A 16,059-nucleotide genomic window follows, 5' to 3' on the forward strand; every position below is an offset into this window, starting at 1 on the left:
CCACCAGTCTCGTTAATGATTTTCGTTTAAATGGTCAGCCTTTCCACAACTAGACTAAGCGCGAAACTGTTCTACTGCTTCTGTATAACGAATTGGCAAGACGTATTCTAAGTTCTCGTGGGGACGGGCAATGATGTGTGTAGACACTACTTCACCACCGTTGACTCTTTTGGCTGCTTCAATACCAGCCGCAACTGAAGCTTGCACTTCAGAAACATCTCCCCTCACAATCACTGTAACGCGAGCGCTGCCAATTTTTTCATATCCTACTAAAGTTACACGGGCAGCTTTTACCATGGCATCAGCAGCTTCTACTACTGCGGGAAAGCCTTTAGTTTCAATCATTCCAACTGCAATTGGCATCGCAGAACTCCTCAAAAATTAATCGTTTTAGAACTAGCGGTGGAAATTTTGTCCGGGGATGCTCACTTTCCAAAATACCGCCATATTTAAGCTTATGAAACCTTAGCATCCTTGGCAACATAAATTACTATAATAGTTTGTCATAAAATATATTTAAAAAACTTAACAAAACTTTATACTGTCCTTTGTGGTCTTCAAATTCACTGATCCCTAGAGTGACAGCTTATGCTTTATAATTTCTTTATCACTTTTAGAACCACTACAGTTTACAGCCTAAGCTAATTCTTTGATAAGGAGGACTGGCATAGGCTAGGTATGTGATAGATGGGCTATTGGCTAGATCTTTTACTTGGCTATTTTCATAAATACTGGGTGAAAATTCGCAAATTTTACAAATGTACATGAAAAACTAATTTAAAACAGCAGGAAAGGAAAAATGTTCTTTAATAAGAGAATATATAAAATATGACAGCATTATTTAATGACTCGATCAAAGGCTATTTTCAAGCAAATATGCCTAAGATATTTAGCTAAAAAAGTTAAGAAAACATAGATTTTCTCGGAAAATTTTGTTTTTGAGCAAAGGATTATTTAAAGGCTGTTTAAGAGAATGGAAACTCAGTTGTCAAGGAAGATTTTAAATGAATGAATTTCTATTTTTAACAAGTTGGTTCGTGCCTCTTTATAGTTTACTAGGGGCAATTTTAACTTTGCCTTGGAGTATAGGAATTATCCAACGCACAGGACCTAGACCTGCTGTATACTTGAACTTGCTGACTACCATCTTAGGTTTTATTCACAGTCTATTAGTATTTAAAGATGTTTGGAATCGAGAGCCAGAACATCTACTAATAACTTGGTTTCAAGCTGCTGATTTCCAATTATCCTTCGCTTTAGAAATTTCTGTGGTCAGTGTGGGAGCAACTGTTTTAATTACCGCACTAAGTCTATTAGCACAAATTTATGCCCTAGGCTACATGGAAAAAGACTGGTCTTTAGCCCGATTTTTTGGTTTATTAGGATTTTTTGAAGCCGCTTTGATTGGTTTAGCAATTAGTGATTCCCTCTTTCTCAGTTATGCTTTGCTGGAGGTTCTCACTCTTTCTACCTATTTACTCGTAGGATTTTGGTATGCTCAACCTTTGGTAGTTACAGCAGCACGAGATGCCTTTTTGACGAAACGGGTAGGCGACCTATTACTATTAATGTCCGTTGTCACCCTTTCTACTCTGGCTGGTAGCTTAAATTTTTCGGATTTGTATGAATGGGCGCAAACTGCTGATTTAAACCCAGTTACATCCACTTTACTCGGCTTGGGTCTAATTGCCGGTCCTGCTGGTAAGTGCGCCCAATTCCCACTGCATCTGTGGTTAGATGAAGCTATGGAAGGTCCAAACCCAGCTTCGGTTATGCGAAACTCTTTGGTGGTAGGTGGAGGCGCTTATATTCTCTACAAGATTCAACCATTATTATCTTTATCCCCTATTGCTTTGGATACTTTAGTGGTGGTGGGAATAATGACAGCAGTGGGCGCAACATTGGTATCTATCGCTCAAATTGATATTAAGCGATCGCTCTCCCATTCTACTAGTGCCTATATGGGATTAGTGTTTTTGGCAGTGGGTTTAGAACAGGGCGGGGTGGCCTTAATGTTACTCCTAAGTCATGCTATGGCCAAAGCCCTATTATTCATGAGTTCTGGTTCTGTTATCTATACCACCCAAACCCAAGACTTAACAGAAATGGGGGGTTTATGGTCAAAAATGCCAGCTACAACCACAGCCTTTGTTGTCGGTTCAGCAGGTATGGTGACACTACTACCATTAGGCAGTTTCTGGGCAATGTTAGCATGGGCTGATGGACTAGTCAAGGTTAGCCCCTGGGTAATTGTGGTTTTAATCTTAGTTAATGGCCTTACAGCTTTGAATTTAACTAGGGTATTCCGCTTAGTTTTCTGGGGAAAATCTCAACCAAAAACCCACCGCGCCCCAGAAGTCGCCTGGCCAATGGCATTACCAATGGTGACTTTAACTATACTAACATTATTGTTACCATTAATGCTACAACAATGGTATTTATTACCTAGCTGGGAAAGTTTAGATGGGTATATAGTTGCTTCTCTATTCGCTTCCACTCTGGCTGGAGTAACTCTTGGCGCTACCATTTATCTTCACAAAGCTTGGTCAAGATCCAGAATTTTAATCTGGAGATTTTTACAAGACTTATTAGGCTATGATTTTTACATAGACCGCATTTACCGCTTAACGATTGTAAGTGCTGTAGCGCTGTTATCCAAGATATCCGCGTGGAGCGATCGCTTTTTGGTAGACGGTTTAGTCAACTTAGTCGGCTTTGCGGCAATTTTTAGCGGACAAAGTTTGAAATACAGCATTTCTGGTCAATCCCAAGGCTATATGCTGACAATTATCTTCGTTATTAGCATCCTGGGTTTTTTCATTAGTTTCTCCTTGGGTTTATTCGATAAATTGCCTTTTTAAGTCAATTGTCAGTTGTCCGTTGTCGGTTGTCGGTTGTCAGTTGTCAATTGTCAGTTGCAAAAGAATATTTCTCTCCTGTCTTCCCTGTTCCCTGTTCCCTGTTCCCTGTTCCCTCTTCCCTCTTCCCCTATGCTCAGTACATTGATTTTACTGCCGTTAATTGCTGCGGCTTTCTTTGGTTTTTATCCTTCTACTATTTCTGGTAAACTCGCCCGCATCATAGCTTTAGTTTTTAGCGTTGTTATTTTTCTATGGAGTATTTTCATAGCCATTCAGTTTAACCCCGGAGACGTTACTCAACAATTTGCAGAATCTCTACTGTGGGTAGATGCCATTGGCTTAAATTACAATCTGGGTATAGATGGTTTATCCCTGCCGTTATTACTTCTGAATGGACTATTAACTTGTATTGCTATTTATAGTAGTGATGAATCTCAACAACGTCCTAGATTTTACTATTCCTTAATTTTTCTCTTAACCACTGGGGTAATTGGAGCATTTTTAGCACAGGATTTATTATTATTTTTCCTGTTTTATGAGTTGGAATTAATACCCCTGTATTTGCTAATTGCTATTTGGGGAGGTGCAAGACGAGGTTATGCAGCCACGAAATTTCTCATTTATACCGCTTTTTCGGGAATCGTCATTTTAGCTAGTTTCCTGGGTATAGTTTGGTTAAGTGGTTCTTCCAGTTTTGCACTCTCGACCTTAAATAGTCAAAATCTGCCCTTAGCTACCCAAATTTTACTCCTTGTAGGCATTTTGGTCGGTTTTGGCATTAAAATCCCCCTCTTTCCCTTCCATACTTGGCTACCAGATGCCCACGTTGAAGCTTCTACACCCATATCTGTTCTCTTGGCTGGCATACTATTGAAGTTAGGGACCTATGGCCTACTGCGATTTGGCATGAATTTGTTACCAGATGCTTGGGCTTATTTAGCCCCTTACTTAGCTACATGGGCAGTAATTAGTGTCTTATTTGGCGCTTCTTGTGCGATCGCCCAAACGGATATGAAAAAAATGGTGGCTTATAGTTCTATTGGACACATGGGCTATGTCTTGTTAGCCGCCGCCGCATCTACTCCTCTAAGCGTATTAGGGGCAGTTCTGCAAATGATTAGTCACGGATTAATATCCGCTATGTTATTCCTGCTAGTAGGAGTTGTCTATAAAAAAACTGGTAGCCGGGATTTAAACGTGGTTCGAGGACTACTCAACCCAGAACGCGGTTTACCCCTGATTGGTAGTTTAATGATTATGGGAGTCATGGCTAGTGCAGGTATACCCGGAATGGTGGGATTTATTGCCGAATTTATCGTTTTTCGCAGCAGTTTTGCAGTTTTCCCCCTCCAAACATTGTTGGGAATGTTAGGAAATGGTTTAACTGCCGTTTATTTCTTAAATCTTGTCAATCGTGCCTTTTTTGGACGGTTATCAGAGGAACTTTACAACCTACCTCGTGTTTACTGGAGCGATCGCCTTCCTGCTATTATTTTAGCTGTATTTATCGTCATTTTCGGCATTCAACCCACCTGGCTGGCACATTACACCGAAACCACAATTACCACCATGGTAAACACCAATAATCTAGTACACAACAGTGAGCATAAAATAGCTATTCAAAATAGTTAAAAGGCCTATGATTCAGCCTTTTAACTGGTAGAGTTCTAATTCAATTACAGGAGAAACACTAATGGTGAAAACTGAAAAAAAGCCCGCTTACAACCCCCTATCTGAATATCTTGAACGCTTACAAAATGGTGGTGCATTACTCAAAGATAGCCCCGAAAACGTTTTAGAAGTTGTTGGCATTCTCAAAAGTTATGGTATAGTTTTAGATGCTTATTCTAAAAACCTCATTTACATCGCTGAACATCAATTTTTAGTGTTTTTTCCCTTCTTTAAATATTTTGATGGTGATGTTTCTTTAGCTAAATTAATCCGTCATTTATGGCATGATCGGATTAATTTTGAATATGCTGAATATTGCATGAAAACCATGATGTGGCATGGTGGAGGCGGTTTAGACGCATATTTAGATACTCAGGAATTTCAAGATAGAGCAAAAACCGTTATTGCTGCTAAATTTAAATATAATCCCCTGCTGTTGGGATTAAATCAACTATTTCCTGAATTTTTAACGGAACAGTTACGAGTTTCAGCTTATTACACTGGTTTAGGTCAATTTTGGCGAATTATGGCTGATATGTTTCTGAATTTATCAGACCGCTATGACAATGGCGAAATTAAATCTATTCCCCAAGTTGTAGAACATATTAAACTAGCTTTAGTGGCAGATGCAATTAAACCAATTACATACAGCGTCAAAATTGGTGGTAAAGTCTATGATATTATTCCTAAATCAGTTGGTTTAACCTTCCTTGCAGATACCGCAATTCCCTATGTAGAATCAGTATTTTTTAGAGGAACACCATTTTTAGGAACAGTTTCTTTAAACGCCCAAGCATATCAAGTTCCTCCAGATCAATCTCGATTCCAATATGGTGCATTATACGCCGATCCTTTACCTATTGGTGGTGCAGGGATTCCGCCAACTTTATTAATGCAGGATATGCGTCATTATTTGCCAGAATATTTACATAGTATTTATCGTCGCAGTCTCAGGAGTGAAGATGATTTACGAGTACAAATTTGTATGAGTTTCCAAAAATCCATGTTTTGCGTCACCACGGCCGCAATTTTAGGACTTTTACCTTATCCATTAGATACTCAAGATCCATCTGAAAAAAAAGCCATTCAAGTTTATTTAGAAAAGTGGCTGTCAAGATTAGAAAACTCCCGGTTATTAGAAGTCAATAAATAGGCTAATATAACTACCCTATCATATTGCCAAAAAATAATTTTTGCGGATTTAAAAGAAAGAAATCTCTTGACACGAAGCTAGGACTGTGTTATCATAGTACCGACGAGGAAGAACTATCTTCGCTGCATAAGCAATTTTAAATACCATTAAATAAAACAAGACTAATTGAGAGTTAGTTATAGATGACTCTTCTGGTTGTTGTCTGTGTCTGGAGTGGTTAGTTAAAAACCGCTTCAGGACTAAAATTGGTGTAGCATCAGCAGTTGCCACAAATACGTAGTATGAGTTATCATACTAATATTGTCTTTAAAAGTATTATTACCAGCTTGGATTTTTAAATTCCAGATTGGATCTGAATAACAGTCACTTATTGATAGGACTGGTTTTTGCGTCATGAGCTATTGTATCAACCCGCACTGTCCCAAACCCATTGACCTAGCAAATGCAAATAATCCTATTTGTCGTAACTGTGGGTCACAATTACTGCTGCAAAATCGCTATCGGGTACTTAAACAACTAGGACAAGGTGGTTTTGGGAACACCTTTGAAATTGACGACGGTGGAGAAACCAAAGTTTTAAAAGTGCTGACTGAAAATAATCCCAAAGCCGTGGAATTGTTTCAACAAGAAGCTAAGGTTTTGAGTCAATTAAACAGTGCAGGTATTCCCAAAGTCGAAGCAGATGGTTATTTTACGGTTTTACCTAAAAATAGTTCTGTACCATTGCATTGCTTGGTAATGGAGAAAATCGAAGGAGTAAATTTAGAGCAATGGATGGAATTTCGTAATTATCAAACTATTTCTGAAAAAGAAGCTCTTAATTGGTTAAAACAAATAATAGAAATTCTGGCTTTAGTCCACGCTCAAAAATATTTTCATCGTGATATTAAACCTCAGAATATCATGCTGCGACCAAGTGGGCAACTTGTGTTAATTGACTTTGGTGCAGTGCGACAAATCACGACTACAATTTTAGTGGGAAATTCCCATACTAGAATTATTTCTCAAGGTTATTCATCACCAGAACAACAAAATGGTTATTCTGTACAACAGTCAGATTTTTTTGCCTTGGGACGGACTTTTATATTTTTGCTCACAGGTAAAGAACCACAGGATAAAGCTATTTATGATCCTCTGACTAATGAGTTACATTGGCGAAAATATGCAGTTAATATTTCTCCGCTTTTAGCAGATTTAATTGATAATTTAATTGCCCATAAAGCAAATCAGCGTCCTGAAAATACGAGAGTTATTTTCCAGAGATTGCAGAAAATTGAAAAGGCTTTAAATCAACCGCACATTTTCGGAAATACCACCAATATTCAATCAAAAAGTAGTTTTTTACCGACGGTTTCTGTTAGTCCAGGTAAACCCGTACAACTTGCAGCTAAACTAAATCAGAAAAATCGCAAAAAGAGGAGAAGAATTAGACATCAGTGAAAATTCTTTAGCTGTTAACTTAGGTTTAACTTATTCTACTATTCAAGGAATTATTGCAGGTAAACTTAAAATGACAGCAGATATAGATTTACGTCTTTGTCGCTATTTTAGACTTTCAGATGGTTATTTTTAAGATTACACAATGCTTATGAAATAATGGCAGCAAAAAGAAATTTAGGAGAAATTTTAAATCAAATTATTCCTTATTAAAACCGAGGTTCTATCATGACTTTATCTTATATAGTATTATAAGGTAATAAAAACCAATAAATTCTAGAAAAATTACTGCCTAAAAATTTAATTCAAGATGTGAAAATAGTAGTAGGTGACAGTCAGTATGAAGTAAGATCATTAGCAAGTTCCCTCATTGCTACTAGACATATTCCTGTAATCTTAATTTTAGATGCTAATACAGATAACGAATCTCAAATATTTGAAAGAAGGGATTTAGTTAATTATTTATTACGTCGTGCTGCGGCTAAAACCCCTTTTCAAGTATCTTTATCTATTCCCGAAATAGAAATTATATTTCTCCAAAATAAACCATTAATTGAAAAAATAGCACAACGTCAATTTAATGATTTAGAATGGCAACTAGCGCAAAGTAAACCTAAAGAATTTTTAGAGACAGTTTTAGGTAAAGAACAATCAATCAATGAGAAAATATTTAGTAATATCAATGATGAAGAAATTAAGATATTACAAGAACATCCGTTAATACAAGAAATAATGATTTTCTTATCATCCCTTAATGTATCTTCTGTTGCAATTAACTAACCATATAACTAACCATATATTTGTAGGTTGGGTTGACGCAAGGAAACCCAACAACACCAACTATAATCAATCGTTTTTTCTAGTAATGGCAGAAAATGACAAAACCTGCCATAATATAGAAAATAACATTCACGGAAATCACCTCATGAAAAGTATGAATATTTCCTTACCTGACACCATGCGAGCTTACGTAGAACAACTGGTAGCACAAGGTGGTTACAGCAGTGTTAGTGAATACTTTCGGGAATTAGTACGACAAGACCAAAAACAAAGAGCAAAAGAACAACTACAAACCATGCTTTTAGAAGGATTAAATTCTGGAGAAGCTACAGAAATGACAGCACAAGAATGGGAAGATATTCGTCAAGCAGTCAGAGACAAAATTAACAACCGTCAAGGTGCAATTTAGCTGTGATGTTTGAAATTAAAAAAAGACCTCAAGTTATCCGTGACTTGATAGATTTAGCAACCTACATAGCAGAAGATAATTTAGATGTTTCTGACCGCTTTTTAATAGCAGCAGAAACAACATTTAAACAATTAGCTAAAACTCCAGCTATGGGAAAAATTTGTCAATTTTCTCATCCTAATTTAACAGATATTCGACAACAATCAATTAAAGGATTTAGAAAATATCTGATTTTCTATCGCATTTTTGAATCAGAAATTGATATTTTGCGAGTTATTCATAGTGCAAGAGATATCGGAACAATATTAGATGAGGATTTACAATTATGAACGTAGGTTGGGTTGACACAAGGAAACCCAACAATAATCAATAACACCGTAACGTAGAATTAATGATAATAAATAATTAAAAGTAATGATTGTTTCCTTAATTAAGTTTAGGGTGCGTTACGCTGTCGCTAACACACCCTACGGATCTAAACCTCCACAAAAGTGGGAATATTTACCATTATATTCTCCCTTTTCTCCCGAATTTCCCTGGAAAAATGCTTATCTATTAAATCTGCAACCTGTTCGGCTTTAACTTTACTATAACGAGTTTTATCAGGCATAACTAAATTGGGACCAGCTTTACAGTTTTTCATACAGCCAGTACCTTTAATAGCGACTGAATTTTCTAAACCATGATTTGTTAATTCTGACTCCAAAGCTTGACACAAAGCTTTACCACCGCGTTTCATACAATCAGATTTTTGACAAACTAAAATTGTTTGCACTTTGTCCGGTTTCGTCTTAGCTAGATTTTGGGCTGTAACTGTTCCCATATCAGCACTTGCAGCCATAACTCGTTCCGCTACCAATGTTACCTGATCTTTTTTGGCGTTGTATTGTTTTGTTCCCACAACTTGTAACCAAGTCCCTTGAAGTAAACGCAAATCAAAAGCACTCCGTAAATGTTTGGCTAATTTTATATAACATTCACCTTCGGAAGTCCATAATAACAAGCCTTTTAGCTTATATCCATCCTTGATGACAAAATCCAAAAATCTGCCCTCAAAACAAAATTCTGTTACTTCTGAATTAGTATATATACTCATTTTTCCCTATCTAACTAAAATTTTTGGTAACGAATACGCCAACTATTTTCAATGTTTTCAATCAAGTCTTGACGAGAAGCACTGAATTGTTGAATTACACTCCAGAGTTGAATAGCTGCGGTGGGGTTATTTATTTCTACCATTAAAGGCTGGTTAGTCTCACAAACACAAATTACATCTAATTCTTGTAAGCGTTGATAAACCTGCCAACGGTCTGCCCAATCTATATCAATAACGTGCTTTTTGTCTGTTTCCGAGCTAGAAGATTTCAAGTAGATAGCCCCCAAAATGCCATAAAATTGCAGTTAAACTAGAAACTCACAGCCTAAATTTACAACTTAGTGGGAGTTTAGCCTCTTTCTCTAGAATACACTAAGTGCAAAATATTGTCATTAATTTTGAGAAAAAATCTCATCTTTTTAAATTGAGGGATATGCACATTTTGCGATTTAAGTCAATATATATAGCTACAAAGGCAGATATATTACAAAAATTGATGATTGCAATTACTAATAATGTCAAAGTTTTTAATATTTAGTAGCCTTATTTTTATTTTAAAAATGCTAAGATGTTAAAAGTAAGCAGTTAAAAACTATAACTCTTAAAAAGAGAGGAAAACCATGTCTGATACGCAAACTATATTACACAACTTTGGTCAGGTTTATGACAATTTTGTATTATTAGATCACAGTGTAACCGCACCAGTTGTTGAAGGATTCAATGTCGTATTAGCTAGTTTTCAGGCATTGTATCTACAATATCAAAAACATCATTTTGTAGTTGAAGGTGCAGAATTTAATTCCCTGCATGAATTTTTCAATTCCAGCTACAAAGAAGTACAAGATCACATTCATGAAATCGGCGAACGTTTAAATGGTTTGGGTGGAATACCAGCAGCGAGTTTTAGTAAATTAGCTGAACTATGCTGTTTTGAAACAGAAGCAGATGGTGTATTTTCGGCGCGAAAGATGGTAGAAAATGATTTAGTAGCCGAACAAGCATTAATTGGTGTAATTCGCCGTCAAGCTTCACAGGCTGAGAGTTTGGGCGATAGAGGTACAAGGTATTTGTACGAGAAAATCCTCTTAAAAACCGAAGAAAGAGCGTATCATTTAGCTCACTTCTTAGCAAAAGATAGTTTAACCTTGGGTTTTGTCCAACGGGCTGAAAAATAAACTTTTCGTAATCTCAACTCAACTAAACTTCAATAGTAAAAATTTTTAGTAATTGAGAACTTTACAAAATTAATCCTTTTGGCAGAAAAGTGTAAATTATCCTTTCTGCCATTTTTTATAATGGCATATTTTCCATATTTAGCTAATTAAAAATTTTCTCATTTATCCATGTAAATATAAATGCAAATTTTCAAATATTTGACATATATCTAAAAATAACTTATTGATAATCTATTTAAAAAAATAATTAAGCAAATAAAAATATTTTGCAACAAATTGATCATTATAACTTATAACCAATAAATAAACACCTAACCTCTCTGCGTCTTTGCGCCTCTGCGAGAGAAAAAAATATGAAAACTAGTCAGAAAAATCCTCCATATCCATAATTCTTTCCCCTGTTAGCAATCGCTACCCGGAAAAGTTGATAATGAATGGCATGATGGGGGGTAAAGACCCTTAAAATAGTCCAAGATTTGTATTTTTGTCATCTAAGGTAAAAACTATGCCCCGTCGTCAAGACCTCAAAAAAATTCTCCTGTTAGGTTCAGGACCCATTATCATTGGCCAAGCCTGTGAATTTGATTATTCTGGAACTCAAGCCTGTAAAGCCTTGCGAGAAGAAGGCTATGAAGTAGTGCTGGTAAATTCCAACCCAGCGACAATTATGACTGACCCCGAAACAGCGAACCGCACTTATATTGAACCGCTGACACCGGAAATAGTGGAAAAAGTTATCGCCAAAGAAAGACCAGATGCTTTATTACCAACTATGGGCGGACAAACCGCGTTGAATTTAGCTGTGGCCTTGGCAAAGAATGGCGTTTTGGAAAAGTACAATGTCGAGTTAATTGGTGCGAAATTACCAGCCATTGAAAAAGCCGAAGATAGGAAACTGTTTAACGAGGCTATGGCGAAAATTGGCGTAGCAGTGTGTCCCAGCGGTACAGCTTCTACTTTAGAAGAATCTAAAGCGATCGCTTTAGAAATTGGTACATATCCCCTAATTATTCGTCCAGCCTTTACAATGGGGGGGACGGGGGGCGGTATCGCCTATAATCAAGAAGAATTTGAAGAAATGGCCCAGGTGGGTATTGACGCTAGTCCGGTTTCCCAAATTCTTATTGACCAGTCTTTATTGGGCTGGAAGGAGTATGAATTAGAGGTAATGCGAGATCTAGCCGATAATGTTGTTATTATCTGTTCTATTGAAAATCTCGACCCCATGGGGATTCATACAGGAGATTCTATCACGGTTGCCCCCGCTCAAACTCTCACCGATAAGGAATATCAACGGCTGCGGGACATGGCCATTAAAATTATCCGGGAAATTGGTGTAGAAACCGGTGGTTCTAATATCCAGTTTGCAATAAATCCCGAAAATGGTGATGTAGTCGTAATTGAAATGAATCCCCGTGTATCTAGAAGTTCGGCTTTATCTTCCAAAGCTACGGGTTTTCCTATCGCCAAAATTGCGGCTAAGTTAGCGGTGGGTTATACTTTAAATGAACTACAAAACGATATTACCAAGAAAACTCCCGCTTGTTTTGAACCGACCATTGACTATGTTGTCACAAAAATTCCCCGTTTTGCATTTGAAAAATTCCCCGGTTCTGACTCGGTACTCACGACACAAATGAAGTCAGTGGGTGAAGCCATGGCCATTGGCCGCACATTTAATGAATCTTTTCAAAAGGCTTTGCGGTCCCTGGAAACAGGCCGCGCTGGTTGGGGTGCTAATAAGGCCGAAAAATTGCCCAGCGGTGAACAAATTCGCTCCCAGTTGCGGACACCAAACCCAGAAAGGATATTTTCTGTACGTCATGCTATGCAATTGGGAATTAGTAATGAGGAAATTTACGAATTAACAGCTATTGACCCCTGGTTTTTAGATAAATTACAAGAACTGCTAGAAATAGAAAAGTTTCTCAAACGCACTCCCTTAAAGCAGTTGACAAAAGAACAGATGTATGCAGTCAAAAGAAATGGCTTTAGCGATCGCCAAATAGCATATTGTACTAAAACTAAGGAGGACGAAGTTCGCGCCTATCGCAAATACTTAGAAGTTATCCCTGTTTACAAAACCGTTGATACCTGCGCGGCGGAATTTGAGGCGCTGACTCCATACTATTATTCTACTTACGAAGAAGAAACGGAAGTATTACCCAGCGATAAACCCAAGGTGATGATTTTGGGAGGTGGTCCCAACCGTATTGGACAAGGGATTGAGTTTGATTATTGTTGTTGTCATGCTGCGTATTCTTTACATGATGCCGGGTATGAAACTATTATGGTCAATTCTAACCCAGAAACGGTTTCTACAGACTATGATACCAGCGATCGCCTCTATTTTGAACCGTTAACAAAAGAAGACGTTCTCAATATCATCGAAGCGGAAAATCCCCAGGGGATAATAGTCCAATTTGGTGGTCAAACACCATTAAAATTAGCTGTACCATTGCAAGAGTATTTACAAGGAACAGGGAATAGTATTAATACAAAGATTTGGGGAACATCACCTGATTCTATTGACATGGCGGAAAACCGAGAACGGTTTGAAAAGATTCTTCAAGAATTAAATATCGCTCAACCACCCAATGGTATGGCTAGAAGTTATGAAGATGCTTTAATTGTTGCCAAGCGTATTGGATATCCAGTGGTGGTACGTCCTAGTTATGTACTAGGAGGACGAGCAATGGAAATCGTTTATTCTGATACTGAATTAGAAAGGTATATGACCTTTGCAGTTCAAGTAGAACCAGAACACCCCATTTTAATTGATAAATTCCTGGAAAACGCCATTGAAGTAGATGTAGATGCGATCGCAGATCACACTGGTAACGTTGTTATTGGTGGCATCATGGAACATATCGAACAAGCGGGTATTCACTCAGGTGATTCCGCTTGTACCTTACCTTCTATATCCCTATCTCCAGCAGTGCTAAACCAAATCCGTTTATGGACAGTACAACTAGCACAAGCTCTATCCGTAGTGGGATTAATGAACATTCAGTTCGCCATAGTTGGTAATAATAGTTATTCTCCCCAGGTGTATATTCTGGAAGCTAACCCCAGAGCATCACGGACTGTTCCTTTTGTATCTAAAGCTACAGGCGTACAATTAGCCAAACTCGCATCCTTAGTTATGTCGGGTAAAACCTTAGAGGAATTAAAATTCACCAAAGAAGTCATTCCCTCACATATAGCCGTTAAAGAAGCCGTTTTACCATTTAGTAAATTTCCGGGTACAGATACCATATTAGGTCCAGAAATGCGCTCAACAGGGGAAGTAATGGGCATTGATAGGGATTTCGGCCGCGCTTTTGCTAAAGCAGAATTAGGTGCAGGGGAAAAACTACCGCTTCAGGGAACTGTATTTGTGTCTATGAGTGATAGAGATAAACCTTTAGCCGCTGATGTGATTAAAGAGTTTATTAAATTAGGCTTTACAATTATGGCCACCCAAGGTACACGCCAAATTCTGCAAAAAGCAGAGTTAGATGTGACATCAATTCTTAAACTCCATGAAGGTCGTCCCCATGTCCTTGATGCTATCAAAAATGGAAACATTCAACTCATTATTAACACACCCTCTGGAGAAGAAGCCCATGCAGATTCTAAGTTAATTCGTCGCACAGCTTTAGGTTATAAGATTCCCATTATTACCACCATTGCTGGCGCTAGGGCTACAGTCGCTGCTATCCGTTCTCTGCAAAATACTACTTTAGATGTCAAAGTTATCCAGGAATACTGTCATCAAAGTTAATGTCAATTGTCAGTTATTTTTTGAGGATTTCAGCCCCAGTGACGAGATAATGAACCACATTCTAGAAATAGAAGCGTTCAGCGAGGGTGTTGTCAAAGGATAGGACAGGAAGGAAAAAAGTAGGTTTCAACCGGATTTTACCTTTACCTCAGTCCTATTTTCTTAACCACTAAGCATTGACATAAACATTAAGCAATTATTACAAGAGAATAATTATGGTTATTATTGAGATATTTTAACAAATATGAGGAAGGAATTTTTTTGGGAAAAATTTGGCTCAAATCCTTTAAATGTAAGATGTTCAGCAACTTGAGATTTTGAGGTGATGTCAGTTGGCTGGGAAAGTGCGGATTTTGCGGTAGTCAAATTATTCTCATAAATGTTACAATTCTTAACAACGCTAAAAACGCAAAAAATATCTGACTTGCTACCCTGTATCTAAGCCCTAGATACTTGTAAAAACCAGGATATAATTGTAGTATTTAGCAGTAAGATACCTAATTTCCCAAAAGATGAGCAACAGTCTTTGACTAGGCGCTTTTGTTGTCAACCATCATCAGGGTTTCTAGTCCAATTAGGTAGCAACCTCCCAATATGATGATTCGGTTCACGAGTCTATCAACACACAGCACACAATAGTGTAACCCACCATTACCAAAGAGTAGCGCCATGAAGACCGCTAAAACAGCCACCGACCTCGTGCGGACTTACCTGCGTGAGATTGGCCGTGTGCCACTCCTCACCCACGAAGAAGAGATTTTTTATGGTAAACAGGTGCAACGATCTACTGCCTTGCATGAGATCCGGGAAGGTCTTGCTACCCGGTTGGGTCATCCACCAAGTTTAGAAGCATGGGCAGCAGCATCTGATTTAGAAGTATCAGAATTAAATCAGGCCATTTCCCAAGGTGAAATAGCTAAACGGAAAATGGTAGAGGCCAATCTCCGATTAGTTGTTTCCATTGCCAAAAAGTACATTAAGCGCAATGTTGATTTACTTGACCTCATTCAAGAGGGCAGTATTGGTATGCAAAGAGGTGTAGAAAAGTTTGACCCCACTAAAGGCTATAGATTTTCTACTTATGCTTATTGGTGGATTCGTCAAGCTATTACCCGTGCTATTGCGGAAAAAGCCCGGACCATTCGCCTACCTATTCATATTACCGAAAAACTCAATAAAATTAAAAAAGCCCAGCGTCAACTATCCCAAGGTCTGGGACGTGCGCCTACAATAGCTGAATTATCCCAAGAATTAGACCTCACACCTAAACAGGTGCGAGAATATCTAGAAAAGGCTCGTCTGCCATTATCTCTAGATTTGCGTTTAGGAGATAATTATGATACTGAACTTGGGGAAATGTTAGAAGATACAGGTGCAACACCGGAAGATTTTGTCATGCAAACTTCCCTATCTTATGACTTAGAGCGGATGATGTCAGAACTCACCCCCCAACAACAGGATGTAATTAGTCTCCGCTTTGGACTAAAAGATGGACAATCCTTGACTTTGGCTAAAATTGGTGAAGTTCTGAATATTAGCAGGGAACGGGTTCGTCAAATTGAACGCGAAGCTTTAAGTAAACTTCGCAAATCTAAAGCCACTATGAATGAATATCTTGCCAGTTAGTCCCTTGTTTTCTGCTTTATGGGTGGATTTTCCCCACCCATACTAACCATACTCATAGGTGAAAAAAACCCCCATTTCTAGTACG

At 37.9% G+C, this 16,059-nt stretch carries 14 protein-coding genes; 10 read left to right on the forward strand and 4 right to left on the reverse strand.

The features are described from left to right. Nucleotides 1-54: 54 nt before the first annotated feature. Nucleotides 55-363, reverse strand: a complete 309-nt coding sequence (locus tag ACIR310F_RS0115995) for a carbon dioxide-concentrating mechanism protein CcmK (protein ID WP_027401081.1) — start codon at nt 361-363, stop codon at nt 55-57. 641 nt (nt 364-1,004) lie between these two features. Between ACIR310F_RS0115995 and ACIR310F_RS0116000 the strand changes: the two genes are divergently transcribed. The 3 genes from ACIR310F_RS0116000 to ACIR310F_RS0116010 all read left to right on the forward strand — a co-directional run bounded on the left by ACIR310F_RS0116000 (nt 1,005) and on the right by ACIR310F_RS0116010 (nt 5,685). Next, nucleotides 1,005-2,861, forward strand: a complete 1,857-nt coding sequence (locus ACIR310F_RS0116000; protein WP_028084696.1) for an NAD(P)H-quinone oxidoreductase subunit F — start codon at nt 1,005-1,007, stop codon at nt 2,859-2,861. 129 nt (nt 2,862-2,990) lie between these two features. Beyond that, nucleotides 2,991-4,493 (forward strand): NADH-quinone oxidoreductase subunit M, encoded by a 1,503-nt coding sequence (locus ACIR310F_RS0116005; RefSeq protein ID WP_028084697.1) that lies wholly within the window; start codon nt 2,991-2,993, stop codon nt 4,491-4,493. Nucleotides 4,494-4,554: 61 nt separating this feature from the next. Then, nucleotides 4,555-5,685, forward strand: a complete 1,131-nt coding sequence (locus ACIR310F_RS0116010) for a CO2 hydration protein (RefSeq protein ID WP_028084698.1) — start codon at nt 4,555-4,557, stop codon at nt 5,683-5,685. Between the two features lie 48 nt (nt 5,686-5,733). Here ACIR310F_RS0116010 and ACIR310F_RS25735 read toward each other — a convergent pair whose 3' ends face one another. Next, a complete protein-coding gene (locus ACIR310F_RS25735; protein WP_155963870.1) occupies nt 5,734-5,955 on the reverse strand; it encodes a hypothetical protein in 222 nt (73 codons plus the stop codon). A gap of 123 nt (nt 5,956-6,078) precedes the next feature. Here ACIR310F_RS25735 and ACIR310F_RS22815 point away from each other — a divergent pair, with 123 nt between their 5' ends. The 4 genes from ACIR310F_RS22815 to ACIR310F_RS0116030 all read left to right on the forward strand — a co-directional run bounded on the left by ACIR310F_RS22815 (nt 6,079) and on the right by ACIR310F_RS0116030 (nt 8,640). After that, nucleotides 6,079-7,125, forward strand: a complete 1,047-nt coding sequence (locus ACIR310F_RS22815; protein ID WP_231387568.1) for a serine/threonine-protein kinase — start codon at nt 6,079-6,081, stop codon at nt 7,123-7,125. 309 nt (nt 7,126-7,434) lie between these two features. Further along, nucleotides 7,435-7,902 carry a hypothetical protein gene (locus tag ACIR310F_RS22820; RefSeq protein ID WP_231387570.1) on the forward strand — a complete coding sequence of 156 codons (468 nt, stop codon included), beginning with the start codon at nt 7,435-7,437 and terminating at the stop codon, nt 7,900-7,902. 85 nt (nt 7,903-7,987) lie between these two features. Beyond that, nucleotides 7,988-8,311, forward strand: coding sequence for a type II toxin-antitoxin system ParD family antitoxin (locus tag ACIR310F_RS0116025; RefSeq protein WP_228036400.1), 324 nt, complete (start codon nt 7,988-7,990; stop codon nt 8,309-8,311). Nucleotides 8,312-8,316: 5 nt separating this feature from the next. Continuing rightward, nucleotides 8,317-8,640 carry a type II toxin-antitoxin system RelE/ParE family toxin gene (locus ACIR310F_RS0116030; protein WP_035368182.1) on the forward strand — a complete coding sequence of 108 codons (324 nt, stop codon included), beginning with the start codon at nt 8,317-8,319 and terminating at the stop codon, nt 8,638-8,640. Nucleotides 8,641-8,786: 146 nt separating this feature from the next. On the opposite strand, the gene ACIR310F_RS0116035 is transcribed toward ACIR310F_RS0116030, so the two are convergent. Together ACIR310F_RS0116035 and ACIR310F_RS0116040 are read right to left on the reverse strand one after the other, a co-directional pair. Continuing rightward, the gene (locus tag ACIR310F_RS0116035; protein WP_028084701.1) at nt 8,787-9,407 is read right to left on the reverse strand and encodes a (2Fe-2S) ferredoxin domain-containing protein; all 621 of its coding nucleotides are present in this window, start codon (nt 9,405-9,407) and stop codon (nt 8,787-8,789) included. Nucleotides 9,408-9,421: 14 nt separating this feature from the next. Then, nucleotides 9,422-9,679, reverse strand: a complete 258-nt coding sequence (locus tag ACIR310F_RS0116040) for an Asr1405/Asl0597 family protein (protein ID WP_028084702.1) — start codon at nt 9,677-9,679, stop codon at nt 9,422-9,424. A 348-nt stretch (nt 9,680-10,027) separates the two neighbouring features. On the opposite strand from ACIR310F_RS0116040, the gene dpsA reads away from it, so the two are divergent. The 3 genes from dpsA to ACIR310F_RS0116055 all read left to right on the forward strand — a co-directional run bounded on the left by dpsA (nt 10,028) and on the right by ACIR310F_RS0116055 (nt 15,974). Continuing rightward, nucleotides 10,028-10,582, forward strand: coding sequence for a DNA starvation/stress protection protein DpsA (gene dpsA, locus ACIR310F_RS0116045; RefSeq protein WP_028084703.1), 555 nt, complete (start codon nt 10,028-10,030; stop codon nt 10,580-10,582). 505 nt (nt 10,583-11,087) lie between these two features. Further along, nucleotides 11,088-14,348 carry a carbamoyl-phosphate synthase large subunit gene (gene carB / locus ACIR310F_RS0116050; RefSeq protein ID WP_028084704.1) on the forward strand — a complete coding sequence of 1,087 codons (3,261 nt, stop codon included), beginning with the start codon at nt 11,088-11,090 and terminating at the stop codon, nt 14,346-14,348. A gap of 669 nt (nt 14,349-15,017) precedes the next feature. Continuing rightward, nucleotides 15,018-15,974, forward strand: coding sequence for an RNA polymerase sigma factor, RpoD/SigA family (locus tag ACIR310F_RS0116055; protein ID WP_028084705.1), 957 nt, complete (start codon nt 15,018-15,020; stop codon nt 15,972-15,974). The last annotated feature ends 85 nt before the right edge of the window (nt 15,975-16,059 follow it).

This window comes from Dolichospermum circinale AWQC310F (assembly GCF_000426925.1).
Taxonomy (GTDB): Bacteria; Cyanobacteriota; Cyanobacteriia; order Cyanobacteriales; family Nostocaceae; genus Dolichospermum; species Dolichospermum circinale.

Excerpts from the sequence above, each read along its gene's own strand:
- ACIR310F_RS0115995 (WP_027401081.1), bottom strand. The coding sequence starts at position 363 with ATGCCAATTGCAGTTGGAATGATTGAAACTAAAGGCTTTCCCGCAGTA.
- ACIR310F_RS0116000 (WP_028084696.1), top strand. The coding sequence starts at position 1,005 with ATGAATGAATTTCTATTTTTAACAAGTTGGTTCGTGCCTCTTTATAGT.
- ACIR310F_RS0116005 (WP_028084697.1), top strand. The coding sequence starts at position 2,991 with ATGCTCAGTACATTGATTTTACTGCCGTTAATTGCTGCGGCTTTCTTT.
- ACIR310F_RS0116010 (WP_028084698.1), top strand. The coding sequence starts at position 4,555 with ATGGTGAAAACTGAAAAAAAGCCCGCTTACAACCCCCTATCTGAATAT.
- ACIR310F_RS22815 (WP_231387568.1), top strand. The coding sequence starts at position 6,079 with ATGAGCTATTGTATCAACCCGCACTGTCCCAAACCCATTGACCTAGCA.
- ACIR310F_RS0116025 (WP_228036400.1), top strand. The coding sequence starts at position 7,988 with ATGGCAGAAAATGACAAAACCTGCCATAATATAGAAAATAACATTCAC.
- ACIR310F_RS0116030 (WP_035368182.1), top strand. The coding sequence starts at position 8,317 with ATGTTTGAAATTAAAAAAAGACCTCAAGTTATCCGTGACTTGATAGAT.
- ACIR310F_RS0116035 (WP_028084701.1), bottom strand. The coding sequence starts at position 9,407 with ATGAGTATATATACTAATTCAGAAGTAACAGAATTTTGTTTTGAGGGC.
- dpsA (WP_028084703.1), top strand. The coding sequence starts at position 10,028 with ATGTCTGATACGCAAACTATATTACACAACTTTGGTCAGGTTTATGAC.
- carB (WP_028084704.1), top strand. The coding sequence starts at position 11,088 with ATGCCCCGTCGTCAAGACCTCAAAAAAATTCTCCTGTTAGGTTCAGGA.
- ACIR310F_RS0116055 (WP_028084705.1), top strand. The coding sequence starts at position 15,018 with ATGAAGACCGCTAAAACAGCCACCGACCTCGTGCGGACTTACCTGCGT.